We start from the raw sequence: 24,546 nt of genomic DNA on the forward strand, positions 1-24,546 counted from the left end.
ATATTGAATGAAATTATTTGGTTCTTCAGGCATCCGTGGACTTGCAAATATAGAAGTTACCGTTGACCTGGCCCTGAAAGTAGGAATGGCTCTTGGCATATCAAAAAAGACTGCAGTCATCGGAAGAGATCCTCGTGTAGCCGGGGAGATGATAGAACATGCGATCATCTCAGGTCTTATGTCTGCAGGATGTGATGTTGTCCGCGTTGGTCTTGTCACAACACCCACACTTGCATATGCAACCCGCAATTATGACTGCGGAGTCATGGTCACTGCATCACATAACCCTGCACAGGATGTAGGAATTAAACTCTGGAACCCTGATGGAATGGCATTTGATTCCAACCAGCAGGAAGAAATAGAATCCATTATCGAGAAAGAGGATTTTGCTAATGTAGACTGGAATATGATAGGAGAATTATCTTCATATGAAAATGCAGTCAGAGACCACATTGATATGATACGCAGCCATTCAACCGGTGCACCCCTAAGAGTTATTGTGGATTGTGGAGGTGGTGCCGGCGGAACTATAACACCATTCCTTTTACGTGAGATGGGATGCGAGGTTATAACACTTAACTCACAGCTTGACGGACATTTTCCTGCACGTAATCCTGAACCAAAAGACTCGAATCTAGGAATGCTGAAAAAAGCGATGACTGCATTTGAGGCGGACCTTGGTATCGCACATGACGGGGATGCTGACAGAATGATGGCAGTGGATGAAAATGGTGTGTTCGTGTCAGGGGACGAAATGCTTGCCATCTTTGCACGCTATGAATGCAAAGACAATCCAAAGGTTGTAGTACCTGTTGACACCTCAATGATAGTCGATGATGCACTCCCTGGTTCCACTATCATCCACACACGAGTGGGCGACGTTTATGTCGCTGAGGAAATGAAGAAGCAGAAAGCTGATTTTGGCGGTGAGCCTTCCGGAAGCTGGATCTTCCCAAGGATTTCCTATTGCCCTGACGGAATCTACGCTGCTGCCCTTCTTGTCGATATAGTCAAGGAAAAGAAACTCTCGGCCCTTAGAGAAGAACTCCCACAGTACCCAACACTCAGAACTACAGTTGCATGTGATAATTCGAGAAAGGACGAAGTTATGAAAGCTATCAGCTTAAAGCTTGCAACAATGGGTGAAGTTTCCAGTATAGACGGCATCAGAATTGATATGGAAGACGGCTGGGTGCTTGTCAGACCATCTGGAACCGAGGCAAAGATAAGAATTACAGCAGAGGCCAGAAAGAATGTGGAAGAACTCCATGCAAAAGTAGAGAGCATCGTTAAGGAGTGCCTTTTATGAAAGTCGTTATACTTGCCGCCGGTGAAGGCACACGAATGAGACCACTCACCGTATCCAAACCAAAGGTTATGCTTCCCATAGCGAACAAACCAATGATGGAACATACAATTAATGCTGCCACGGATGCAGGAATAAAAGAGTTCCTCATTGTTACCGGATACCGTGAAGATGCAATTATGGATTATTTCATGGATGGTAGCCACCTTGGCATCAGTGTCGAGTACGTGCATCAGGAAGAGCAGCTTGGAACTGCCAATGCCATCGGTTATGCAAAAGAATATGTGAAAGGACATTTCATTGTTCTTAACGGTGACATGCTTGTAAGCAAAGAACATATCAGCCACCTTATATCAAGAACAGAAGATGCGATTATTAGTGTGAAGAAAGTTGAGAATCCTTCTCAGTTCGGTGTCATTGAAACCGAGGAAGATGAGGTTACCAGAATTATCGAGAAGCCAAAGAACCCACCTACTAACCTTGCCAATGCTGGCATATATCTTTTTGATGATGTTATTTTTGATTACATAGATAAAACCGGAAAATCAAAAAGAGGGGAATATGAAATAACAGACTCACTGCAGATGATGATAGACGATGGCTGCAGCGTTGGTTATGAGATACTCACCAGCGAATGGATCGATATTGGAAGACCCTGGGACATACTGGATGCAAACAAGGTGCTGCTTGAAAATATAGATAACACACGAGAAGGTGTCGTTGAGCCTTATGCAACCCTCAATGGAAACGTCAATGTTGGCAAGAACACCATTATCCGCAACGGTGCTTACATAGTCGGACCGGTAATTATTGGCGATAACTGTGATATAGGACCTAACTGCTTCATCAGAGCTTCAACCGCTATTGGCAATGATGTTCATATTGGCAATGCTGTGGAGGTAAAGAACAGCGTGATCATGGATGGCACGAAAATAGGACACCTTTCATATCTTGGTGACAGTGTCATAGGCACAGCCTGTAATTTCGGTGCTGGCACTAAGGTTGCGAATCTCAGGCACGATAACAGGAACATAAGGTCAGTGGTAAAAGGTGAACTGGTAGACACGGGTCGCAGGAAACTTGGAGTCATCATGGGAGATGATGTTCATACCGGCATCAATACCAGCATCAATATCGGTACTGTAATGGAACCCGGAAGTTCTACCATGCCCGGTAAAGTTGTCACACACAAAAGAAAAGCTAATTAAGACATATTGCAATCTTTATCCCGGAGGTTCGGATGAAACTAAATATCGAGATGCAAAAACTCAAGGAACTGGCAAGAGAAGCAGCAGATGTAATTGAGAAGTATGAGCATGTCCGTGTCATTTCACACAATGATGCTGATGGTCTTACGTCTGCCGGAATAATCTGCCAGGCACTCATGAGAAAGAACATCCGCTTTCATACTACCATTGTACCAAGGCTTAATAAAGCCGTAGTGGAAATGGTAAAAGCTACTGCTGCTGACGGTGATTTGGTACTTTTCTGCGATATGGGTAGCGGGCAGTCGGATATAATTTCTGAGATCAAGCAGGAGATTATTGTGCTTGACCATCACGTGCCGGTAGGAGAGACACCTGCCAAGGTTCTTGTGAACCCACACATTGTCGGAATTGACGGAGCAATGCATGTGTCCGGATCCGGAGTAACCTTCTTTGTAGCGATGGAAATGGGACCTGATAATATAGACCTTGCAGGACTCGCAATTGCAGGTGCTGTGGGCGATAAACAGCTTTTCAGCACAATCAACGGCCACATACTGGAAGAGGCTGTGAACGCAGAAATTGTATCCGTTAGGAAAGGACTTCGAATCGGTGACGGAGACCTTGCAAAAATACTTGAGTACACACCTGAACCTTATCTCGACTTCACTGGAGATAGGGAGAATATAGATAATTTCCTCGATATTCTAGGGCTTCATGGCAATATTGAAGACCTTGATCCAGACCAGACCAAGAAACTTACATCCGCCATCGCTCTCAAACTGGCAAAGAACGCCAGTCCTGAAGCCATCGATGCAGCTATTGGTGATGTATATATCCTTAACAAGGAGCTAGTTCACAACGTTTATGATCTCGTTGCAATACTGAACACGTGTGGCAAGGCCGAAAAAGCCGGCATGGGACTCTCTATATGTATGAAGAACGACACACACCTGGCAGAAGCAGCAGATATGACAATATCCAACCAGATATCAATTGTGGAAAACATCAAAAAAGGCCTGGATATAGTACAACAGGGTAATAGCATTGGATATCTGATAGGGAAAGATATGGAAGGAACTGGCCTTATAGCAAGTACTTTCGTCAGATATGTCAATCCTGAAATGCCCTTCGTTGCAGTCAACCAGGTAGAAGACCTTGTTAAAGTTTCCGCAAGAGGCACCCGTGCACTTGTAGAAAAAGGACTTGACCTGTCATTTGCACTCCGTGAGGCTGCTAAACTGGTCGATGGTGAAGGAGGAGGACATAATGTGGCATCCGGTGCCTCTATACCCCCTGGAACGGCAGAACAGTTCATCAGCAAAGTTGATGAGATCGTTTTGGAACAACTCCCCAAACCGGAGAAGAGTGAATGAAGATAAGTACTACCATCGAGTTCAAAGACGAAGGAGCTATGCAGATAGCTAAGAAAATTGCGAACTCATTGGCTCCTGATAACCTGACAAACATGCGTACTGAGGTAAAGAATGGCAGTGTGTGTATCCACATTTCTACAGAGAAAATAACCTCGCTTATAGCTACGGTTGATGATCTCCTAATGAATGCAAAAATAGCAGAAGAAATAGCCGAAAAACTTAAAGAATAAAGTATTCTAAAACTACTTTTTCATTCCCACAGATTCCTGTTGCTATCTATCAGAGCATTTTGTTCTTCGATTCTTGAGCGTTGATAGATAAGAGCAGCCGGATGATAAATCTTCAAAAGAGTATATTTCCCATCCACTATTCTGGGAACACCCCACTCGAGCTTCTCACCGTTACAAAAGGCTTTTTCCGCAGTGTTACCGAGCAGAATGATAACTTTCGGATCAAGAAGTTCTATCTGAGCCTGAAGGAATGGTTTGCAGGCATTTATCTCACTTTTCAGAGGGGTACGATTATTTGGCGGACGACATTTTATTGTGTTTATAACTGCGTAATCATTCTCGTAAAGCCCCATGTAATCGACCATAACATCAAGATTCTTGCCAGCTCTGCCGCAGAAGGGGATACCAGTTTCATCTTCATTCTTGCCGGGAGCCTCGCCCACGAAAACCACCCTGGGACTTCTGGAGCCTTTACTGATGACCCTGTTTGTGACCGTTTCATGAAGCTGACAGTCAGTACATTCCATAATCTCTTTTTCGATGCCTTCAAATCCCTGTTCTACAAGTTCACTCACTTTTCGGATTGCCATGTACACACCTGTCAACTATAGTTACATCGATTTAATAGATAATTTAATCCTGTGATTGTTTTTCTGCCTGCAGCGCTTCCATGAAATGTATCTGCTCTGAAATGAAAGTGTTATATGGCGTGTCAATGCCCAATTCATTTGCCCTTGCAACAATAGCACCGTTAAGAAAGTCGATCTCGGTCTTTCTTCCTGATGAGATGTCCTGAAACATTGAAGAATGGTGTCCTGCTGTGTTTGGAAGCTGGAAATCACGTAGGAATGTTAGATATTCATCTGCTGTTTTCCAGGGGAGTACAACACCTTCTGCTTCTGTTACCACAAAAGCTTCTTTTACAATATTCTTGATTATGCTCCAGGCATGTGGGTTCTCTAGCTTTCCATAGGGGACACCCATGACTGCACCAAGTGGATTTAGAGCTGAATTGTATAAAACCTTGGACCAGACGGAACTCATTATATTCTCTGTTCCAGTAACCTGGATGCCTGTACTCTTTACGAGTTCCACAAGCTTCAACACAGATTCATCCATACCTGATGGGAACCTTCCAAGGTTCATGGGACCTGTTTCCACAGAAACATGTATCTGTGCATCGCCTGCCCATTCAAACCCGGTGATAATGGTGCCTCCAATTACTTTATCGGTGTATCTGGCAATTATTTCCTCGTTACCAAGACCGTTCTGCATACTAATGACTTCCCTGCCTTTGATAATATCAGAGAACTGTTCACATATGGCTTTGGTAGAAGTTGATTTAGAAGTAATGAAAATGTAATCATAATTATTATCTGGCACATCTTCCGAGCAACTGAAAGTGTAAGTGGCATCACCCCACATCCCAGTCATTCTGAAACCATCAGACATAATTTTATCAGCATGCCTCCGCCGGCATACCGCATGCACATTGCAAACTGAAGAAAGTTTTGCGGCAAGGGATAGACCTACCGCTCCTGCACCTAATATTAGAACATTCATATCAGACCCTCATTTCTGACTTAGATGTTTTTTTCCGTTAAAAGAATAACTCCTGGATGGCATAAAGAGAAGCTCTTAATTAGCAAAAGATACATCATGCATAAAGTAACCAGACACAGATAAATATTTGTGGAAATCAGGCATCATAACTTACTTATCGCCACTAAATTATCAAAATCACAAAGAGGAATGGAATCATAATGGAAGCAAAGAAAAGAGATGAATGCTGTCCAGCAGACAAACCTGATGGTGTCGGAGCTGTAATCAATTTCAAATTCAGGTTGGAGTGTTCGCTGAAGACAAGTGCTGATGCAACAAAAGCTGTGGACGTTGTTAACGCATACATTGATGAAGCTAATCAGACCGCACTCACCAAAGGAGCACCTGAAGGACAGGGAGCAAAGGTAACGGAGCATAGTGTTGATGGAGACAGGATCAATCTTACTATTCAGTCTGGCAGGCATGTACGTGTCCATGATGCATTGCTTCGTATGAAAAAACCCCTCGCAGCTAAGCTCGGAAAAGAGTTCAAGATCGGTATACGCGGAATCGAGGTTAAGTCATACACCATTGAAGTGCCATCTGAAAAAGAACTTCCCCAGATGAAGATTCCCTATGTCACAGAGATGAGCTATGAAAACGGAAACATCAAACTTGTACTTGATGTTGATGAAGCTGCAATGTCAAACCGTGTACCTGACAGGATACTTTCTCTGATGGAAGATAAACTGGAACAACAGACATACGGCGGAAAGACAGAGCACTGGAATGTACTCTGGCAGAGTGAAAAGAAGGAACACGTTTTCACTGAAGACCCGACAAAAGCAATGGTGGAAGCCGGATGGCTCAAAAGAGGAGCCAGCAGAGGACAATGGATACACGGCCCTCAGTCCACAAAGATGTTCAGGACCTTTGAGAAGATAGTGCTTGACGAACTGCTGGAACCTCTGGAGTACAGGGAAATGATCTTCCCAAAACTTGTGCCCTGGGAAGTATGGCAGAAATCAGGACATGCAAAAGGTGTTTATCCTGAAATCTATTACGTTTGCCCTCCAAAGACCAGAGACCCCGAGTTCTGGGAAGAGGTCATTGACCATTATAAAGTGACCCTTGAGGTCCCTACGTCCCTTATAAAAGAGAAAATCGGCGACCCTATCGGCGGAATGTGTTATGCACAATGTCCTCCTTTCTGGACATACCTGCAGGGCGAAACGGTACCCACCAATGAATTCCCCATAAGAGTATTTGACAGGTCAGGAACTTCACACAGGTATGAGAGTGGTGGGATTCACGGTATGGAACGTGTGGATGAATTCCACAGGATAGAGATTCTCTGGGTCGGAAACAAAGAACAGGTAATAAAAACCGCTAACAAATTACACGAAAGATACATGCACATCTTCAATGAGATACTGGACCTCGAATGGAGAAAAGCATGGGTTACACCCTGGTTCATGGCGCAGGAAGGACTTACCGGTGTTTCCGAACAGACCGAAGCGGGTACAACGGATTATGAAGCAGTCCTGCCTTACCGTGGCGAAGATGGAGAATGGCTTGAGTTCCAGAATGTCAGTGTGAACGGAAACAAGTACCCTTCAGGATTCAATGTTAAATGCCAGTCAGGAGAAGAACTCTGGTCCGGATGTTCCGGTGTTGGACTGGAAAGATGGGCTTCTGCGTTCTTTGCGCAGAAAGGACTGGACCCTGAGAACTGGCCTGAGGAATTTAGGAAAAGAGTAGGAAAGATTCCAGAGGGAATCAAATTCCTCTGATTTTTTGTTTTGATGGGAATAATATCCCATCAAAATCCATTTCTTTTTTAAAATAACAATACAATTTTATCTTACTGTTCCTGTCCCTTGACCAGTCTTACAAGATTAATGAATTCTTTTGTTTCCCTTTTAACATCATCACTACATACAACCGCGGAGATGGCTACCAGGCTGTCAGCACCACCTGTTATGACACTTTCACTATTCTGTTTATTGATACCACCGATTGCAACAACAGGTATTTTTATTGCATCTTTCACTGCCCTGATACTTTCAGGACCAATACCATCCCCTGCATCATTTTTGGTGGTGGTGTTAAAGATAGGACCCAGACCCACATAATCAGCACCGTTTTGTTCTGCTTCCATAGCCTCTTCAACATTGTGTACCGAAAGACCGATTATCTTATCCGGGCCCAGAAGAGCTCGTGCAGTTGATATATGCATATCATCCTGGCCGATATGAACACCATCGGCATCAACTGCGAGTGCAACATCAACCCTGTCATTCACAAGGAATATCACCTCAGTGCCACATAGAGTTTTAATCTGGGTTGCTTCAAGGATCATATCCTTTGTGCTTATGGCTTTTTCTCTGTACTGGACTATTCTGCATCCTGCACCAACTGCATTCTCTACATCTGACAGGGTTCCTTTTATGGACATACCTGAATCAGTCACAAGATAGAAGTCCATAAGGTTCAGCAATAATCTTTTGTTTTCCATGGTCAACTCAGCATTCTTCAACATTCATCATGGACTGTGCTTTTTCGTCTGATAGGTTGAATACCTCATCGTAGAAATACATCTTGAAAGTTCCCGGACCTGCAGACTGCCGGGCTGCTAGTTCCCCGGCAATCCCGAAATAGCACAATGCATCCTTTGCAGCAGCACAATAGTCTGCATTGACTGCGGCAAAAGAGCCAATTACCGATGCAGCCATGCAACCGGTGCCTACGATAAGACCCATTGACTCATGTCCGTTCTTTACAACATAGGTCTTTTTCCCGTCACTGATTATGTCTTCCTTGCCGGTCATCACAACAACACATGACCTTGAGTTTGCAAATTCCTTTGCAACCTTCTTTGGGTCAGCATCGATGGATGTTGATTCAACACCTCTTGTCTGGGCATTCTCTCCCGCAAGTTTTGCAATCTCCGAATAGTTGCCTTTGATAATATCAACACGAATGGAATTGAGTATCTTTGCTGCCATATCATCACGGAACTTTGTAGCACCAACACCTACAGCATCAAGTACCACAGGTATGTTCTTTTCATTCGCAGCAGCAGCTGAAATTAGCATAGCATCAATGAGGTCTGTAGTAAGGGTTCCTATATTGAGAACAAGACCAGACGAGATACCTGTCATGTCTGCACACTCTTCCTTAGCATGGGCCATTACAGGAAGAGCACCGAATGCCCTCGTCATATTCGCACAGTCATAGATAGTTACCCAATTAGTTATGTGATGCAACAGCGGTTTTGTTTCCCTTATTTTTTGCAGTGGATGATCCATATATAATACACTCCTATGTGCCACAAGAAACATTTTCTTGATATTAGATTTACAATTGTGAATGTCATAGAGAAGTATTTATTAATAAAATACTTTTTGTCACTCACAATCACCCATACTCTTTGCTGAAACCAGTAACCGATTTCTTTATATAGAGACATGCATAGTATAGAGAGCCAATTTATCAGTTCATACATTATTTCAGAATCAGATTCTGATCGCTAGTTAAACAATTACAATATATCATTAGAATTACATCCATCATTAAATAATATTTACCCGGAGGAATTATTTTTGGCAAGGAAAGTGCAGAGAAAGTTAGACAAATGGAAGTCTAAGACATGGTACAACGTTGAAACACCTGAATTTATGAGCAGAGCAAATATTGGAGTTACGCCTGCAGAAGAGCCAGAGCAGCTCATTGGGCGTGTTGTTGAGACCACTGTTGGAGAAATTGCTAACGATTTCACAAAGCATAACACAAAGCTCAGACTCGAGATCAGCGAAGTCAATGGCGACATTGCAAGTACCAGATTCCTTGGTCACGAGATCACTACAGATTACCTGCGCTCTATCGTTAAGCGTCAGACATCAAGAATTGATGCAAACCTTGACGTTACAACAAAAGACGGATACGTCGTTAGAGTGAAGCCTATATGCTTCACTGTCAAAAGAGCAAGAACAAGCCAGATAAAAGGCATCAGAGAAGTAATGAACATTATCGTAAAAGAGCGTGCATCAGAACTTGTCTACGAGCAGTTTATCGAAGAAGCTATCATGGGCAAGCTTTCCGCAAACATTTACAGGAATGCAAAGTCCATCTACCCACTTAGAAGGGTAGAGATCAGAAAGACAGAAGTAAAATCTGTCCCTGTAGCAGCTTAACTTAATATTCAGGTGGTTTTAACCACCTACTCTTTACTTTTTTTGTGTACTTATCAAGGACAATAACTGAAAGTCTTTATTCAGAAATACGGAGCTTGCGCTCGTATTCTTCACGTATAAGAGCCATCATTTTCTGGTTGGCATCAATAACGAATCCACCAATATAACCACAGTATTTACAGTGGTAAAGACCTTCAATCCCCCCGGTCTCATAATAGAGATCCGGACTGCCACAGACAGGACATACTTCTATCAGTTCTTCCTCTTCGCCTTCATCCGATCCCTGAATATCAGTTGCTTCGATATTATTCTCTTCCACGACAATATCCTCCTTTTGTGCATACCCCTGATAAATAATGCACCGACAATACAATATGGATTTTTAAAACATATCAAACTATCTGCAAACTGCCGGACAGTTCAGGAGGATAAGGCCGGAAAAAGGATTGCTTCAAAAGATAGTCTGCATTAAACTCTTCTGCCTTAAATATGAACCATTTTTTCAATTCAAATATGGAAGAATTATCTTCGCGATATTTTTGCAATTTCTGCATGAAGATGAATTTGTCTCTGGCACTAAGATTTCGGGAAAAATAACCGAATGCATGCATCAGAGCATTAACAACAATACCTGTTTCAGCTGGTTTTGAAAGTATCTGCAATAAAAAGGACAGGTACTTTTCATAAACCTGCTCAACTGGAAGATTCTCCTTGTTTGCAACAAGATTACCCATGACAGTCATAAGCTGCTTATCGTATGCCATGAACAGAAGTTTGTTCTCTGTATGATACTCAACCAATGCGTGCAGCTTTGTAGAAGATGACATTTCCCTGAAGGATGCCATTGCGAATACTCTGGCCAGGAAATGATCCCTTAGAATAGAATCATCTGTCTGTATTTCATCAATAACAGGCAGGTCCGGATAATCTCTTAATACTGCATCTGCAAAAAAACCATTTTCCTGACCATGCAAGTATTCTTTACTACCTGAGTTAGGGAAAACTTTAGTTGTCCCAATTCCACATGAAGGAGACTTAGATTTAAGAATGAAACCGTCAAAATCATTCAATTTCCCAAGATATGATCTTGCAAAAATCTCCATCTCAGCAGTAAGATCCTTTCCGGTAGCTGGCTGTATAAGATGCTTCTGATCATTGGTGACTATGCGGATCGGCTTGCGTGGAACACCCAGACCAATTTCGCACTCCGGACAAATATCAATAAATTCAACAAAAGGTTTCATAGGTTCAGCCAATTGGAATGGTAGCATTTCTCCGTCATATCGACAGGCGGCAAATCCAAGACATTTGCTGATCACGATTATTGGACGTGGAAATTTTGGCATTAGAATAACCTCGATAGTATGTGAATACGATAAACAACAAAAAAGAGTTTGTGGATAAAACTGATAGAGTAAAAAAGGGAATAGAAGAATTCCCTTGTTACTTATGTGTATAATAAGCCACTATTTCTCCGGCAACAGCATCTATCCTGCAGAAACCAAATCTTTCAAACTGTACAACCTTGTTCAGCTCTGTAGCGACCTGCCTTTCACCAATTCCAGTAAATTCGCCATCTTGCGAGAGCACTCTTACAGGAGCTCCGTCCATTGGAGCCCAGTGGATGATTCTCATCTTTTCCTTTTTGGCAGTCTCCATGGAGTCATCAATATAGCGAGCCTGAAGTGGTTCCATAGATATTATCTCCACGTTATAGAGATCTTTAAGCCTCAACTTTGAACCTACTTCAAACTTCCCAACATCATCATTACATACGTATAGCTTTGAACCTACATCTATACTGCGAGTACCCCTATCTTCTGTTGGATGGAGTGTGGGAGTCACTGTGCAGGGCTCTGCATTAGCAATCTCAAGCTCGACCGGATTCCAGACAAAGAAATACCTGTTGGCTATCGGGTCGATAATCTTACGGTTCTCTGCATAGAGAGTATCCATACTGAGGCTGATATCAGTCTCACCGACACCCATATCGATCATGAACTTACGGATAGCCTCGGGTAGTATTCCTCTTCTGCGCAGTGCACGCAGGGTTGGAAGACGGGGGTCGTCCCATCCGGAATACTCACCATTTTCTATAGATTGGCGAAGTCCACTTGTACTGAATTTACCGAACTCGTGCATCTTCACACGACCCCAGTGAGTTGTTTTCGGATAGGTCCAGCCAAGGTAATTGTAGATGTATGTCTGGCGTTTTTCACTATCCATCAGATCCTTACCCCTGATGATGTGAGTCATACCGAGTTCATGGTCCTCAATGGCACCCTCAAAGTCAAGCAATGGCCAGACACAATATTTGTCCCCAACTTCAGGACGGGGGTGTGGAGTCTTTACAATCCTGAACGCACCAAAATCACGAAGTGCAGGGTCCTTATGAGTGATATCGGTTTTGATACGCAGGACAGCATATCTCTCCTCGTATTCACCTGCAATCATCTTATCCCAATGCCCCATGTTTTCCCCAGGACTTGCATTCCTGTGTGGGCAAGGCTCTTTGGCATCCTTGAACTTCTTGAAATCAGCACCATCACAGAAACAGACATATGCATGTCCCATTTCTATGAGCTTACGAGCATAATCATAATAAACAGGTATCCTGTCAGAAGCAATGACTATCTCGTCAGGATTAGCACCGAGCCATTTGCAATCATCCACATACCAATCGTATGCTTCAAGCATAGGGCGCTTTGTCTGGGGGTCGGTGTCATCAAAGCGTATGATGAACTTGCCACCGTACTTTTTTACGTACTCGGAATTCACAACGATACCACGAGTACTTCCAAGGGTTGGCGGACCGTTAGGGTTTGGTGCAAAACGCATTACAACCTGCTGTCCCTCTTCAACATCCAGTGCTTTTAAACCCTTATCAGGTTCTTTTTTAGTATTCAATTCCTCAATAAGTTCAGGAGCAATTGCCTCAAGGCGAGCCTGCCACTGCTCAGGTGTTTCCTTTGCAACTTCCACAAGAATCTCCTGTATGAGCGGAGTAACATCCTTTGCCTTGGAACGAAGCTGTGGGCATTCACCCATGACACGACCCATAACAGCACCAATTTGTGGAGCCTGACCATATTTCACAGCATTCTGGAGTGCATACTTCTCTATAGTTTTCTTATCATCGTCAGTTAAAGTCATTATAGATCACCGAAAAAATCAGATTAATATATACAATGGGATTGGAAAATTCCGTAATCCCTGTATTGTAAGCATAGTAGGATGAATTATAAGAACTGAACTTAAAATATATGGTCAGAAGGATTTTCCAATATCTTTTACTACTTCTGCTATGCTGATCAGTTCATCAATATCCTTTTCAAACTCAGAAAGGAAAGTTTCCACTGCATCACCTGCAATGGCACCGTGAGATGAAGGTTTTATAAGCTGTCCCTGTTCAAGAACACGCAGGGAATAACGCACTTTATGTGTAGGCATGCCGGTTTCTTCCGCTAGCTTGAGTATGCCAATGGGTCCACGGTCAATAACCACTTTTAAAACTTCCAGATGACGCTGGGCAAGTTCCAGTTCCCTGTTAACCTGATCAAATAACATTATACAACCTCGTTGGTCAAAGTCCCTATTCCTTCTATCCCCACTTCTACAATATCTCCGGGGTGAAGCTCACCTACACCTGGAGGAGTGCCTGTTGCAATTACATCTCCGACTTCCAGTGTCATTATTCCTGAAATGAATTCTATGAGATAGGGTACATCAAATATCAGTTTGGATATATTGGAATCCTGCATCACAACACCATTAACACGGGTTACAATTGAAGCGTCTTCCGGGTTGAAATCCTCAACCGGAACAATGAAAGGACCCACCGGCGCAAAGGTATCAAAACTTTTTGCCCTCGTCCACTGCCCATCCTTTTGCTGCAAGTCACGGGCAGTCACATCATTAAAACACGTAAAACCAGCAACAACATCATAAGCTCTGTCATAGGTGATATTCTTACATTTTTTCCCAATTATGATAGCCAACTCTGCTTCAAAGTCAACTCTTTCACTAACCTTGGGATAAATAATCTTCCCATGATGCCCAATAACAGCAGATTGTGGTTTGATAAAAAGTATTGGCTCGTCGGGGACGCTAAGACCAAGCTCAGCTGCATGGTCATGATAATTAAGACCCACACAAACGATCTTAGAAGGATTTGACGGTGGCAGCACCTCTAACTCTGATAGTTTATACTCCACAACTGCACCTTCCTGTGAAGTTACTGTATTGCCACTCACCTCACCGTAGAACACATTATCATTACACCTGAATCGTCCGAACATCAGTGGGACTGTTTTGTTTTCATTATAGATAAGGATGAGTATTAGAATGATTCCTAAATGGAAGAAGACTCCCGCTAAAGTAGGAATTTGTTACGTGGAAACATTCAATCGACTACACTTTTTAAAAAAGAAGAAATGATGTCGGAACCCTCTACATCATTCGATAACTGCATCCAAGTACATTTCCTGAAACTTCCAGATCATCTTCAAATTATTGAGGAGATTATCAGAACAATAAGCATTGCAATAATACCTATTGCCCAGAATTTTATTGTTTCATTCAATGGTATCCTGATATCTACTATCTCGGAGCTGGAGATTGCAACTGGCCTTGAACTACTGATGGGTTTTGAAGAAGGAAGTGATGCAGCTTTCATTTTATCCATTTGAGGTTTCCTGGAGATAGCTGCCGAGGGAGAACTGATACTAGCTGATTTTGAGACTACAGTTTCCTTATTGCTAATAACATTTTCTTCAGCTTTGAAAGATGAAGGAGTTTCCGGGGTAGTTGATGCCTGATCGGATGAGAACGTATCCTCTCTTTCATTCACCACTACTTCTTCAACTTCAGGGGAGATAGATGATGCAAATGAAGAAGCCTCGTCAGCAGCCATGTGGCCATTTTCCGAAATTATGTCGGGTTCAGATATTACAGATGATCCTTCCTGACTGCTGCCAAAAACATCATCATCCTCTTCTTCCCTAATCATTGCAGGAGAGCCATTGTCTTCATCTGAACTTGATATTGCATTGCTGAATATCGATTCTTCCCCAACAGGCGGGGTGAAAGAATATTCATCCTCCTTAAGCACTTCTTCTTCTTCTTCTTCTGTAATGATAGTGTCCGGTGTTTCAGCTATCCATTCCCCGGTGTCCTGTTCATCTTCAATAACTGGTTCAGAAGGGGATGAAACAAAACTTGCACCATCATCTACAAGAGGAGCTGGAGAAGCATTTGATTCATATTTTTGACTAATAAGCCCCTGATAGTCCGGATCAATTTCGACTGCAAGGTCAAGGCATCTTTTAGCTTCCTCAAACTGTCCAAGTCTTTCCAGGCCTTTGCCCTTCTTGAACCATGCCTCTGCATTATAGGGATCTATGTCCAGTGATTTGGTATAGTATTCTATTTGCTTTTCAAGTGTTTTGGCCGATTCAGCCATTTTCATCCAATTTTCAGCAGCTTTCTGTTTTTTCTTTGATTTGACGTCATCTAGCATTCCCATATTAGCACCTTTTTTATTCAATATCACATATTCAACGTGTTAATTTCCGCACCCTTATAGGTTCCAGCACGGTTTGATATAATTAGTACCTGTAGTTAGTAACACTTTATTGAATAACTGTTTTTGCTTATTTTTAAGCATGTATAACGCATATAAAGATGTTTGTAGAGATTAATACATATTTACAGATGCACCATCAACCTTTCAATTCTTCATACTCAAAAGCCCACATTGGAAGTCCATCTATTCCGATATGTTCTAAGTGTTCCATCTCATGGGCAGCGTAAAAAGCAGACGGACCAGTGAATGAAACTGTGTTTTGATCAAGCTCTTTGATAAATATCTTCTTCTTTTCTGTACTCACAGATGCAACAATTATCCTTTTTGCTTTCAATGTCACTGAATATGGCCTTGTCACCAGAGCCCTTTCATCCCTGCCACCACATTTTTCCAGCCGGTGAACAGTTCCTTCCTTCGACACATATTCCGGATCCAAAAGGAGATATATTTCCTCTACAGTATGACCTGTGTTAGTTTCTTCATCGTAGGTAGTGAATACCTTCATAACTGAGATGCCTTTAAGGTCATCTGTGGAATAACTCCAGGCACCACCAATCTTCAAAGAAAGGATCATTGGATAGAAGGCATCTTTAGGAAGATCAAACCTGCCAAAAAATGCCTCTTCCTTTGCACTGAATTTTAGAATAGCCTTAAGATCGTTGACCTTCATATTTACTCAAAATAACTATGACACTACTCATTAAATAATTTGGCAGAACTAAATTCATCATTTTGTTTCTGCTCATCGTTAGTAATCATGTATGCTACGAAAAAGTCCTGCTATGTTCAATAACCATTTTTATAATTGAACTTATAAATTACTATTACTATCCTCATGCCATTGTATTAATATAGATTGAACTTCCAATAATTCTATCGTGGACTGAGGATGCAAGGGTATAGCATCCTTACAGCAACGTTTGATCTTCGAGTTGCCAACTTTGACCGGAAGGATTTGAACGTTGTCAAAAACATAAAACGATACGAATCAGTGGGAGTTTAAATATGGATAAAATGAAGAAAGCAGGTCTTTTGGGAGGAGCAGCGGTTCTCGGTGCCACCCTTGCCGCATTGTCACAAGAAAAAGTCAGAGATTTCCTGAAGAACAAGGCTCATAGTCATGGGATCAACAAAGAAGAAGGCAAGATCCTTGTTGGTGACGTTATCAGTGAGACAAAAAGAAAGAAGCTGTGCCTGGAGAAAAATGTCGTTGATAAGCTGCATAGTTCAACAAAGATGGCAAGTCAGGAGCTTTCTGACATGTCGGACAGGCTAGATGAGAGAAAAATACAGGAACTTGAAACTGAACTTGAAAGAATGAAGGGTTTGAGGAAAGATCATCAGTAGATTTCGCAGTGAAATTCTTCGATGTCGTTTAAGCGTAGAAGATGGTGCTAAGAATGGAAAATAATGGAACCCAGGATAAACTGGCTGTGTTAATAGATGCCGACAACGCCCAACCATCAATAATAGAAGGATTGCTGGATGAAATTGCAATTTATGGTGTTGCCAGTGTCAAAAGGATCTATGGGGACTGGACATCACCAAACCTGGGCTCATGGAAAAATTCCCTGCTCGATCATTCCATTCAGCCCATACAGCAATTCGCTTACACCACTGGCAAGAATGCAACGGACAGCTCACTTATTATTGATGCCATGGACTTGCTTTATACAGAGAAACTGGATGGGTTCTGCATTGTTTCAAGTGACAGTGATTTCACACGTCTGTCGCAGAGAATAAGGGAGGCAGGTCTGAAAGTCTATGGTTTCGGTGAAAAGAAAACTCCAATGGCTTTTATTTCAGCATGCGATAAGTTCATTTATACTGAAATTCTGAGAAAACAAAAAACAGATACTGAAGATATCCCTGCATCACCAGAAACTGAAAAAAGGAAAACTAATGAACTCAAAGGAAACACAAGACTTGTGAATCACCTGAGAAATGCAGTGGAAGATTCAGCAGATGAAGATGGATGGGCTTTCCTAGCAGAAGTTGGCGGAAACCTCATCAAACGCAGCCCCGATTTTGACCCCAGAAACTACGGCTACAAGAAGCTAGGGGAATTAGTTGAAGCAACAAATCTGTTTGATATCGATAAAAGAGCACAGAATGGCGCAGGGAAGAGTGTTGTTGTTTATATAAGGGATAAGAGAAGCAGAGGGAAGAAGTGATGAGGCATGCGAGACTCTTCCTGGTATCCACAAATATGAATTAGAGTTTTCTACTTAGATAGCTATCGAGTATAGTCGATAGAATACACTCTTTTTGTCGACTAGACAAAACAATTTACAGAAACTGAATCGTACATAGAAGACAAAGCACCTGAACGAACACAATCCGCACTTTGACCCAATAAACTACGATTACAAAAAAAGAAAGATGTAAAGATCATTTGACGACGAGAACACGTGTATTTGCGTGCCTGACGACATCCGTTGCCACGCTTCCAAGAATCACTCTGTCCAGACCGGTCCTTCCCAATGTGCCCATAACGATAAGATCTATATCGTTATTCTCAGCAAAATCTATGATCTCAGATCCGGGATGACCATCAACTAATACTGTTTCTACCTCTATACCTGCCCTTGTACCCATCTCCTTCACGGCATCCAGTGCTTTTTTCCCATCTTTTTCAAAATGTTCATGCAAACTTTTCTCATCCTTAGATACCTTTTTAGGCGGTTCTATAGGCACCCCAAAATAAGAGGCATGTGGTATCATCGGCATTACATTCAAAGCATAAAGTTTCGCTCCGGCAAGCTTTGCAATTTCGATTCCGGAAAGTGCTGCTTTACTTGCATTTTCAGAACCATCGGTTGCAACCATTATTTTCTTGTATATTTCACTTTGCAAAAATACCCACTCCTTAACAATATATTTATGTAATAACTAGGATAAAGCATTTTTCACATTTAAAAAAGATGAAATGGCCGGTCCATAATAATCCTTGATTGTGATGAACATTTGTCGAACAGAATCTTCCCTTACATTAACAACATAAATATAGTATTAATTAATATAGCCTGTCACCGATAATAGGGGTTTAGTAGAAGTTGTTGACTCAAATACAAGCACCCCCCACATGTAAAGCTTAGGACTGAACCGGGACAACAGAAATCCAACATAGATTGCACTAATTTGAGCTTCCGGGAAATCCTGATTACTCCAACTTAGAACTGTTGGACACAATCCGGATGAACTGTATCAAATGGAAATTAACATTTTTAGTATTTTACTTTTAATTTGACAGGTGTTACAATATGAACCGTTTTAAAAATATATTTAGTGTTCTGTTCATTACTGTTCTCTTGCTGGCAGTTGCCGGTTGCGTGCAGTCAGAAGAGACAGTTATTATTGAACAGGAAGAACAAATAATTGAAGAAGAACAGAACGAACTGTTAGCCCAGAAAGACTATACAATATCGCAGGTCAATGCTGCTATTGAACTCATCGATGAAAAAGGAGAGCTGGCATTTCCTGAATTCAGAGGGAATGATAGCAAGTGGTTCCACAATGAGTCCTACATATTTGTCTGGAAGGCTGACGGGCTACGTGTCGTCTACCCACCCGAAGTGAACAGGGAAGGCGAGGATATGAGCGAACTTCAAGACTTCAACGCCAAACCCATAGGCAGAATCTTCATCGAGACGGCTTTAAGTGAAGAAGGCGAGGGATGGATCAATTATGAATGGCCAAAACCAGGTGAAACAGAACCTTCTACAAAATCCACATTTATCAAGAAAGTTTCTATCGATAATCAGACATATCTTGTAGGTTCCGGTTTCTACGTAGATGACTTCGTCTATGATAAAAATCTTGAAGACATCGATGATATCAATCACTTTGGAGATGCAACCGTTAGAAACCTGATCAACCCGAATAGAGTTGAAATGGGTATGGACATGGATTACAGCATTGCACATTTTACAGTTAAAACAGGTGCTACCCTTGATACCCTCATTATGAAGAACCCGGAAACATATTACGTTCTTGAGGGTGAAGGCATGCTCTACATAGAGGACGTACCATTTGAACTGAATAAAGGACAACTTGTCCTCGTGCCTGCAAACGCAAAGCAATACATCGAGAATACCGGAGATGTTGACCTTGAGTTCCTTTCCATAAACCAGCCTGCATGGGAACCGCAGAACGAGATTATTCTGGAGTGATCTTTCACTCCACTTTTTTTACATCAGTTTATTTTGATTATTAATTGAGCAGACCTAACTAGATTGAACATAGGCCAGGTTCATCCTTTTCCTCAGTAAAAATATATATAATTTTAATGCTAAGAGGACGCCTGATGGCCGAAGACAATAACGATCTTAGAACAACGACTTATTCCTTGCAGAATGAAACGATCGGACTATTGTACAATGCTCAGAAAGAAACAAAAGAGAATATCAGAGAGATCAATACTCATCTTGGAAGTATTATCCCCTCCTCCAGTCGGCAGTCTTTGTTCCTGTTTCCTTTTACTGACTCCGTTAACCTCAATCAGGCCATAAACAACATCAGGGAAATCTTCTTAAATCAAATAATCCAGATCGAAAGTAAAAATTACCCAATGATCTCTGTAGACTATGACAGCATTCTAAGATTTATCGACAACATGGAAACCTATGATGCCTTCAGGATAGCTGAACATTTAAAAACCGAGTATTTCCAGAACGACAATCATATTCTAAAAAGGATTAAGAGTGATTGCAGGCGTCTCATACCTGTCAGTTACGCTTCTTCCTCAGAAACACTGGAAACAAGGAATAAAACGGTAATAAAATTAAAAGCACTAAAAAATCCCGAACAGTCCATCAATTTCCTTGAAAGCCTTGGAAAGCTTGTTGACATAACCCTGAACACCACCCCACCCTCCAAAGCAAAAGGAATAGAGATACATCCCGGCCAATCCCACATTGATGAAAGAATGAGACTCTACTATTTCAAAAATGGAAATATCCGTCTTATATTCAATAATCCCGAGAACACTGAAAAAATAATCCATGCACTTGAGATCCCATATTGAATGTTTCTTTGTAACTATTCAGCCTGGCACGATTTGCCTATTGGTACTGATTTCATCGAAATAGAGATGTCTGCTCACTAACAATCTAACAATCAAAAAAGCAATCAATAGCAACAATCAAAATAAATGATTCTAATGAAATTTACGTTTCAACTTTTTGTCAAGATTGTTATTGATAGCGTTTTTATCAGGCTGAATAGTTACAAAAAAAGGTAACTATTCAGCCTGGCACGATTTGCCTATTGGTACTGATTTCATCGAAATAGAGATGTCTGCTCACTAACAATCTAACAATCAAAAAAGCAATCAATAGCAACAATCAAAATAAATGATCCTAATGAAATTTACGTTTCAACTTTTTGTCAAGATTGTTATTGATAGCGTTTTTATCAGGCTGAATAGTTACCTTTTTTTTAGAGTGGTGATTATGTAATATACCGTATTATACCCCCAAAACACCATCCTCTTCCAACAACCAATACCACAATGGCACATACCTCACCTTCTTCCCATCAACAATCTCCTCGCCAAAATCATCTGAAGTGATGATAATACCCTCTTTCATCTTAAAATTCTTCATCCCGGCCAGAAGACCATTTATCTCACGTTCTTTGGTTTTGGGGTCAGACAGATCAAAGCATACCTGTATCAATTGGGTTGGTTCAAGTCCTTTCTTCATTACAAAATCAACTTCGTGTCCTTTCTGATTTTGCCAGTAATATATTTCATCACCAGAGCGTAAAAGCTGGATGAAAACCAGATTTTCGTATAATCTTCCGGTGTCGGAGGAGAGTTTAAAGGAGACTGCATTGATCATACCTGTATCTATGCAATACAACTTCCGGGGTTTGTTCATCTGCTGCTTCAATGATTCATCATAATGCCGGATACTGAAAAGCAAAAAGGTATCTTCAAGATATGAAAGGTAATTAATTATGGCATCTGTACTGAGAGATGAATAATTGGCAAACAGCCGTTTGAGAGAATTGAAAGTATGTGGTTTTGCGATGTTTGATATGCAGAACAATGCAAGGTCCTTGAAGGTAAGAGGATTGCGTATCCCGTATCTTGAGATAATATCACGATATATGATGTCGTCGAAATACGACTGTAATATTTCCCGATGCTGGATAGATGGATAGACGATAGTCTCAGGAAATCCTCCATTTTTAAGATATTCTGTGAACTTACGCTTGATAATTGCTCTGTCTTCGGAATAGGGAAGTTCTTTCACATCGTAGGTTATCGAATGATAATTTAGAAATTCCACAAAGCTGAAAGGGAACATTCTTGTGCTTAGATGTCTGCCAGTAAGCAGTGTGGATATATCCTGTGAAAGCAGGGATGCATTTGAACCACTTATTACAATCTTCACATTTTGTTTTCTGTCATATATGCCTTTGACCCATCTCTCCCATGAAGGAAAGTTCTGGATTTCATCCAGGAAAATGTACAAACGATCTTCTTCGGATATCTCCTGCATTTCCCTGAATGTCTCGATTAGGAGTTGAAGTTCATCTCCATTAAGTGGCTGCAGCCTGTCATCGTCAAGATTCAAATACAATATATTGTTCTTTGCTACACCCTGTTCAAGCAATTCAGACATCAACTGATACATGTAATAGGTTTTACCACATCTCCTGACACCCACAATATCATTTACATAAGGCGTATCAATGTTTAGCTCATATTTACGTCTTTGAAGCGGTGGTAACTCCCTCCCCTGCCAGTCAATAATAGTACTTTTCAGTTTATCCCTGGTGTCCATGAATAACAATTGGGCCTTTCTGCTTATATACTCATCGAGTATAAACGATGAAATAACTGTTTTTTGTCGAGTATAAACGACAAAATACCCCAATATGAAATAAAATCTCAAAATTTAAATTAGACCATACAACAAATAAATTCAGACTAGAGACATAACTGAAAACTAAAAAGTTATCGATATTGATAATATGAAAAAGAGTCTCTTGTTAATTTCTGTTCAGTCTTTAATGTTGGTTTCAAAAGGATATTTGGTCATATCTTTATAGTTTCTGATATTATTCGTCCTTTTAAGGAACGCAATAAGAACCTGAAACCTATCAAACCTAAACGTTATCCTGATCTTGAACCTTTAGTTGTTGATACGTATCAGCAGTCTAAACGACTGTCCAAGGAATTTAAAGAACTTGGCATTACTCGTAAGATTGCTGTAAGGTCTAATCATAATACAATGAGGTATAGCCGTGTTGTCTGAAGAGCATAAGCTATACAAAAAAGAAGAATGCAAAAATACCAATATTAAATTTATTGGTTTTCTGTAGTATTTACATTTTTACGGCTCTGTAGAAAACCTATCAAAATCAGTATTTGTGGACTTAATTTAACAAATTATATCAATATCATCGAGTGCATTTTGAATAATTGCATACGGTTATTTGTCCCATAATTTAGAGGATTTCTACAGAGCCAAAAAAATAGACAATATTATAAAGACAGTTCGTGCATTAAATTCCATTTGACTTAAAATGTTTTTTTTAAGGTTATATACTTTTCTAAAAAAATCAAATTCTATTTACCCATAGTTTCCGGTGCAATTCATCCTATCTTTGGTACTGTTATTTCCCTTTACAAATTCCACATTATAAGCTCTTTGATATCGTTTTTTACAAAACGGAACTTCAATTAAAAAATCCCACATACCCAGCATTTGCGCTGCTTCGCAGCGCACGTGGCTTTTTTCCTATATTCCCTTAGGTACACGATTAATACCTGTATTCCAGCATCGCCCTGCAACACCATTTCCAACTGGATTTTTATTTGAAAAACTCCACCTGAAACAGAGATTATCAGCCTGTAAAAATCAAATAATATTTCCAACCTGTGATCAAAATAATCTTTGAACATCAACTTTATATGTTGAGTTAACCTTGTATTACTTATCTTACATGTAATCCATGTAAGGCAAAAACCGAAAGAAAAAGAAAAAGAATTAAGGAGTGACATGTTTTGTCAATTCAAGAAATAAGGACTGCAACTATAACAAGCAAGGGTCAGATCGTAATTCCTGCTTCCATGCGTACAGGTAATTTTGATATTGGACATCGCGTTGCAGTAATAGCCACAGATTCTCATATAGAAATTCGGCCACTTGATGATGTTGAAAAGAGAATGGGCACTGCTATAGCATCAGAAAAGGCTCTTGCAAAACTTTGGGATACACCTGAAGAAGATGAAGCATGGGACTATCTATGAACGAACATAGTAACAGCTTGAGAACAAGCAAAGGAACAGTTGTAATTTTGCCATTTCCGTTTTCGGATCTGACAGCATCGAAGAAAAGACCTGCACTGGTTATTGTGGATCTAGCAGGAGAAGACGTTATACTCTGTCAGATAACATCGAACCATCGTCTGGACGGCTATGAAGTGCCTTTAAGAAAAGACGATTTTGCTGATGGCCACCTCAAAGTAGATAGTCTAATTCGAACAAATAAACTATTCACCGCAACAAAAGACATAATTATTGCTGAAGTAGGGAAAGTTACTGATGCAAAAATAAAGGATGTCGATGAAAAATTGATAGCCATGATAAAAGCAGGTCAATAAAACACACCTGCTGCACATAGCACACTAAATGAATATCTCTTTTTTTGATCTCTTCACTTGTGTGAATACGACGAAAGGCGTATTGACACACCAACCCTTACTAAAAGGTTGATTTACGCAGTAATTCAGCCTGTCACTTTTTCAAAAAAGAGCTTTGCTCAAAAATAAGGATGACTCAAATATTCAAAAAATCATTTACAGGTTTAGAGTTAATTACTAAATAAAACGTAACTATTCAGCCTGATAAAAACACTATCAATAGCAATCTTGACAAAAAGTTGAGACCTACATTTTATTAGGATCATTAATTTTGATTGTTGCCATTGATTGCTTTTTTGATTCTTAGGTTGTTAGTGAGCAAACATCTCCGTTTTGATTAAATCAGTATCAATAGGCTAATTGTGGTAGGCTGAATAGTTACAATAAAACAACAGAATGTAATCTAAGATTGTGATATTGAAACTTAGAATAGTAAAGAGCCTCGGGTG

General features: G+C 40.8%; 25 protein-coding genes. 12 read left to right on the forward strand and 13 right to left on the reverse strand.

Features of this window, described 5'->3' with window-relative positions:
* The first annotated feature begins 7 nt into the window (after positions 1 to 7).
* Genes glmM through WN948_RS04000 form a run of 4 tightly spaced genes read left to right on the forward strand, consistent with a single transcriptional unit; the run spans position 8 to position 4,117 of the window.
* A complete protein-coding gene (glmM, locus tag WN948_RS03985; protein WP_342305711.1) occupies positions 8 to 1,309 on the forward strand; it encodes a phosphoglucosamine mutase in 1,302 nt (433 codons plus the stop codon).
* Complete coding sequence (glmU, locus tag WN948_RS03990; RefSeq protein ID WP_342305712.1) at positions 1,306 to 2,514, forward strand: bifunctional sugar-1-phosphate nucleotidylyltransferase/acetyltransferase; 1,209 nt, start codon at positions 1,306 to 1,308, stop codon at positions 2,512 to 2,514. Before glmM ends, glmU begins: the two co-directional genes overlap by 4 nt.
* A 32-nt stretch (positions 2,515 to 2,546) precedes the next feature.
* Positions 2,547 to 3,887, forward strand: coding sequence for a DHH family phosphoesterase (locus tag WN948_RS03995; RefSeq protein WP_342305713.1), 1,341 nt, complete (start codon positions 2,547 to 2,549; stop codon positions 3,885 to 3,887).
* Positions 3,884 to 4,117 (forward strand): KEOPS complex subunit Pcc1, encoded by a 234-nt coding sequence (locus tag WN948_RS04000; protein WP_342305714.1) that lies wholly within the window; start codon positions 3,884 to 3,886, stop codon positions 4,115 to 4,117. The genes WN948_RS03995 and WN948_RS04000 overlap by 4 nt, the downstream gene beginning before the upstream one ends.
* 20 nt (positions 4,118 to 4,137) lie before the next feature.
* Here the strand turns inward: WN948_RS04000 and WN948_RS04005 are convergent, their stop codons facing one another.
* Together WN948_RS04005 and WN948_RS04010 are read right to left on the reverse strand one after the other, a co-directional pair.
* Entirely contained in the window at positions 4,138 to 4,707 is a 570-nt protein-coding gene (locus tag WN948_RS04005) for a uracil-DNA glycosylase (protein WP_342305715.1), read from the reverse strand.
* A gap of 43 nt (positions 4,708 to 4,750) precedes the next feature.
* On the reverse strand, positions 4,751 to 5,680 hold the full coding sequence (locus WN948_RS04010; RefSeq protein ID WP_342305716.1) for a ketopantoate reductase family protein: 930 nt from the start codon (positions 5,678 to 5,680) through the stop codon (positions 4,751 to 4,753).
* Positions 5,681 to 5,943: 263 nt separating this feature from the next.
* Here WN948_RS04010 and WN948_RS04015 point away from each other — a divergent pair, with 263 nt between their 5' ends.
* Positions 5,944 to 7,452 carry a serine--tRNA ligase gene (locus WN948_RS04015; RefSeq protein ID WP_342306533.1) on the forward strand — a complete coding sequence of 503 codons (1,509 nt, stop codon included), beginning with the start codon at positions 5,944 to 5,946 and terminating at the stop codon, positions 7,450 to 7,452.
* A gap of 71 nt (positions 7,453 to 7,523) precedes the next feature.
* Here the strand turns inward: WN948_RS04015 and thiE are convergent, their stop codons facing one another.
* Positions 7,524 to 8,177: a thiamine phosphate synthase gene (gene thiE, locus WN948_RS04020; protein ID WP_342305717.1), complete on the reverse strand. Its 654-nt coding sequence runs from the start codon at positions 8,175 to 8,177 to the stop codon at positions 7,524 to 7,526.
* 7 nt (positions 8,178 to 8,184) lie between these two features.
* Positions 8,185 to 8,970: a hydroxyethylthiazole kinase gene (thiM, locus tag WN948_RS04025; RefSeq protein WP_342305718.1), complete on the reverse strand. Its 786-nt coding sequence runs from the start codon at positions 8,968 to 8,970 to the stop codon at positions 8,185 to 8,187.
* Positions 8,971 to 9,264: 294 nt separating this feature from the next.
* On the opposite strand from thiM, the gene WN948_RS04030 reads away from it, so the two are divergent.
* Positions 9,265 to 9,855: a 30S ribosomal protein S3ae gene (locus WN948_RS04030; protein WP_342305719.1), complete on the forward strand. Its 591-nt coding sequence runs from the start codon at positions 9,265 to 9,267 to the stop codon at positions 9,853 to 9,855.
* Positions 9,856 to 9,931: 76 nt separating this feature from the next.
* Here WN948_RS04030 and WN948_RS04035 read toward each other — a convergent pair whose 3' ends face one another.
* From WN948_RS04035 to WN948_RS04065, 7 genes are all read right to left on the reverse strand, one after another.
* Positions 9,932 to 10,174: a hypothetical protein gene (locus WN948_RS04035; protein WP_342305720.1), complete on the reverse strand. Its 243-nt coding sequence runs from the start codon at positions 10,172 to 10,174 to the stop codon at positions 9,932 to 9,934.
* Positions 10,175 to 10,247: 73 nt separating this feature from the next.
* Positions 10,248 to 11,201, reverse strand: coding sequence for a DUF523 and DUF1722 domain-containing protein (locus WN948_RS04040; protein WP_342305721.1), 954 nt, complete (start codon positions 11,199 to 11,201; stop codon positions 10,248 to 10,250).
* 97 nt (positions 11,202 to 11,298) lie between these two features.
* Positions 11,299 to 13,008, reverse strand: a complete 1,710-nt coding sequence (locus WN948_RS04045) for a glutamate--tRNA ligase (RefSeq protein ID WP_342305722.1) — start codon at positions 13,006 to 13,008, stop codon at positions 11,299 to 11,301.
* Positions 13,009 to 13,122: 114 nt separating this feature from the next.
* Positions 13,123 to 13,422 carry a hypothetical protein gene (locus WN948_RS04050; RefSeq protein WP_342305723.1) on the reverse strand — a complete coding sequence of 100 codons (300 nt, stop codon included), beginning with the start codon at positions 13,420 to 13,422 and terminating at the stop codon, positions 13,123 to 13,125.
* Positions 13,422 to 14,153: a fumarylacetoacetate hydrolase family protein gene (locus WN948_RS04055; protein ID WP_342305725.1), complete on the reverse strand. Its 732-nt coding sequence runs from the start codon at positions 14,151 to 14,153 to the stop codon at positions 13,422 to 13,424. Before WN948_RS04055 ends, WN948_RS04050 begins: the two co-directional genes overlap by 1 nt.
* 206 nt (positions 14,154 to 14,359) lie before the next feature.
* Complete coding sequence (locus WN948_RS04060) at positions 14,360 to 15,379, reverse strand: tetratricopeptide repeat protein (RefSeq protein ID WP_342305726.1); 1,020 nt, start codon at positions 15,377 to 15,379, stop codon at positions 14,360 to 14,362.
* Positions 15,380 to 15,575: 196 nt separating this feature from the next.
* Positions 15,576 to 16,109: a RimK/LysX family protein gene (locus WN948_RS04065; RefSeq protein ID WP_342305727.1), complete on the reverse strand. Its 534-nt coding sequence runs from the start codon at positions 16,107 to 16,109 to the stop codon at positions 15,576 to 15,578.
* Positions 16,110 to 16,444: 335 nt separating this feature from the next.
* Between WN948_RS04065 and WN948_RS04070 the strand changes: the two genes are divergently transcribed.
* Complete coding sequence (locus tag WN948_RS04070; protein WP_342305728.1) at positions 16,445 to 16,786, forward strand: hypothetical protein; 342 nt, start codon at positions 16,445 to 16,447, stop codon at positions 16,784 to 16,786.
* A 53-nt stretch (positions 16,787 to 16,839) separates the two neighbouring features.
* Positions 16,840 to 17,613: an NYN domain-containing protein gene (locus tag WN948_RS04075; protein ID WP_342305729.1), complete on the forward strand. Its 774-nt coding sequence runs from the start codon at positions 16,840 to 16,842 to the stop codon at positions 17,611 to 17,613.
* 217 nt (positions 17,614 to 17,830) lie between these two features.
* Here the strand turns inward: WN948_RS04075 and WN948_RS04080 are convergent, their stop codons facing one another.
* A complete protein-coding gene (locus WN948_RS04080) occupies positions 17,831 to 18,295 on the reverse strand; it encodes a universal stress protein (RefSeq protein WP_342305730.1) in 465 nt (154 codons plus the stop codon).
* A gap of 407 nt (positions 18,296 to 18,702) precedes the next feature.
* On the opposite strand from WN948_RS04080, the gene WN948_RS04085 reads away from it, so the two are divergent.
* Together WN948_RS04085 and WN948_RS04090 are read left to right on the forward strand one after the other, a co-directional pair.
* Positions 18,703 to 19,611: a cache domain-containing protein gene (locus WN948_RS04085; protein WP_342305731.1), complete on the forward strand. Its 909-nt coding sequence runs from the start codon at positions 18,703 to 18,705 to the stop codon at positions 19,609 to 19,611.
* Positions 19,612 to 19,745: 134 nt separating this feature from the next.
* Positions 19,746 to 20,465 (forward strand): hypothetical protein, encoded by a 720-nt coding sequence (locus WN948_RS04090; RefSeq protein ID WP_342305732.1) that lies wholly within the window; start codon positions 19,746 to 19,748, stop codon positions 20,463 to 20,465.
* A 442-nt stretch (positions 20,466 to 20,907) separates the two neighbouring features.
* On the opposite strand, the gene WN948_RS04095 is transcribed toward WN948_RS04090, so the two are convergent.
* On the reverse strand, positions 20,908 to 22,233 hold the full coding sequence (locus tag WN948_RS04095) for an ATP-binding protein (protein WP_342305733.1): 1,326 nt from the start codon (positions 22,231 to 22,233) through the stop codon (positions 20,908 to 20,910).
* A 1,226-nt stretch (positions 22,234 to 23,459) separates the two neighbouring features.
* On the opposite strand from WN948_RS04095, the gene WN948_RS04100 reads away from it, so the two are divergent.
* Both WN948_RS04100 and WN948_RS04105 read left to right on the forward strand, forming a co-directional pair.
* On the forward strand, positions 23,460 to 23,705 hold the full coding sequence (locus WN948_RS04100; protein ID WP_342305734.1) for an AbrB/MazE/SpoVT family DNA-binding domain-containing protein: 246 nt from the start codon (positions 23,460 to 23,462) through the stop codon (positions 23,703 to 23,705).
* Positions 23,702 to 24,058, forward strand: coding sequence for a type II toxin-antitoxin system PemK/MazF family toxin (locus tag WN948_RS04105; protein WP_342305735.1), 357 nt, complete (start codon positions 23,702 to 23,704; stop codon positions 24,056 to 24,058). The genes WN948_RS04100 and WN948_RS04105 overlap by 4 nt, the downstream gene beginning before the upstream one ends.
* Positions 24,059 to 24,546 lie beyond the last annotated feature (488 nt).

The organism is Methanolobus sp. ZRKC5 (assembly GCF_038446525.1).
Classification (GTDB): Archaea; Halobacteriota; Methanosarcinia; order Methanosarcinales; family Methanosarcinaceae; genus Methanolobus.

Bases quoted from the DNA above. Each gene is read 5' to 3' on its own strand.
- thiM (WP_342305718.1), bottom strand. From the start codon at position 8,970: ATGGATCATCCACTGCAAAAAATAAGGGAAACAAAACCGCTGTTGCAT.
- WN948_RS04040 (WP_342305721.1), bottom strand. From the start codon at position 11,201: ATGCCAAAATTTCCACGTCCAATAATCGTGATCAGCAAATGTCTTGGA.
- WN948_RS03995 (WP_342305713.1), top strand. From the start codon at position 2,547: ATGAAACTAAATATCGAGATGCAAAAACTCAAGGAACTGGCAAGAGAA.
- WN948_RS04075 (WP_342305729.1), top strand. From the start codon at position 16,840: ATGGAAAATAATGGAACCCAGGATAAACTGGCTGTGTTAATAGATGCC.
- WN948_RS04000 (WP_342305714.1), top strand. From the start codon at position 3,884: ATGAAGATAAGTACTACCATCGAGTTCAAAGACGAAGGAGCTATGCAG.
- WN948_RS04065 (WP_342305727.1), bottom strand. From the start codon at position 16,109: ATGAAGGTCAACGATCTTAAGGCTATTCTAAAATTCAGTGCAAAGGAA.
- thiE (WP_342305717.1), bottom strand. From the start codon at position 8,177: ATGGAAAACAAAAGATTATTGCTGAACCTTATGGACTTCTATCTTGTG.
- WN948_RS04060 (WP_342305726.1), bottom strand. From the start codon at position 15,379: ATGGGAATGCTAGATGACGTCAAATCAAAGAAAAAACAGAAAGCTGCT.
- WN948_RS04045 (WP_342305722.1), bottom strand. From the start codon at position 13,008: ATGACTTTAACTGACGATGATAAGAAAACTATAGAGAAGTATGCACTC.
- glmM (WP_342305711.1), top strand. From the start codon at position 8: ATGAAATTATTTGGTTCTTCAGGCATCCGTGGACTTGCAAATATAGAA.
- WN948_RS04085 (WP_342305731.1), top strand. From the start codon at position 18,703: ATGAACCGTTTTAAAAATATATTTAGTGTTCTGTTCATTACTGTTCTC.
- glmU (WP_342305712.1), top strand. From the start codon at position 1,306: ATGAAAGTCGTTATACTTGCCGCCGGTGAAGGCACACGAATGAGACCA.
- WN948_RS04095 (WP_342305733.1), bottom strand. From the start codon at position 22,233: ATGGACACCAGGGATAAACTGAAAAGTACTATTATTGACTGGCAGGGG.
- WN948_RS04010 (WP_342305716.1), bottom strand. From the start codon at position 5,680: ATGAATGTTCTAATATTAGGTGCAGGAGCGGTAGGTCTATCCCTTGCC.
- WN948_RS04090 (WP_342305732.1), top strand. From the start codon at position 19,746: ATGGCCGAAGACAATAACGATCTTAGAACAACGACTTATTCCTTGCAG.
- WN948_RS04070 (WP_342305728.1), top strand. From the start codon at position 16,445: ATGGATAAAATGAAGAAAGCAGGTCTTTTGGGAGGAGCAGCGGTTCTC.
- WN948_RS04105 (WP_342305735.1), top strand. From the start codon at position 23,702: ATGAACGAACATAGTAACAGCTTGAGAACAAGCAAAGGAACAGTTGTA.
- WN948_RS04005 (WP_342305715.1), bottom strand. From the start codon at position 4,707: ATGGCAATCCGAAAAGTGAGTGAACTTGTAGAACAGGGATTTGAAGGC.
- WN948_RS04050 (WP_342305723.1), bottom strand. From the start codon at position 13,422: ATGTTATTTGATCAGGTTAACAGGGAACTGGAACTTGCCCAGCGTCAT.
- WN948_RS04055 (WP_342305725.1), bottom strand. From the start codon at position 14,153: ATGTTCGGACGATTCAGGTGTAATGATAATGTGTTCTACGGTGAGGTG.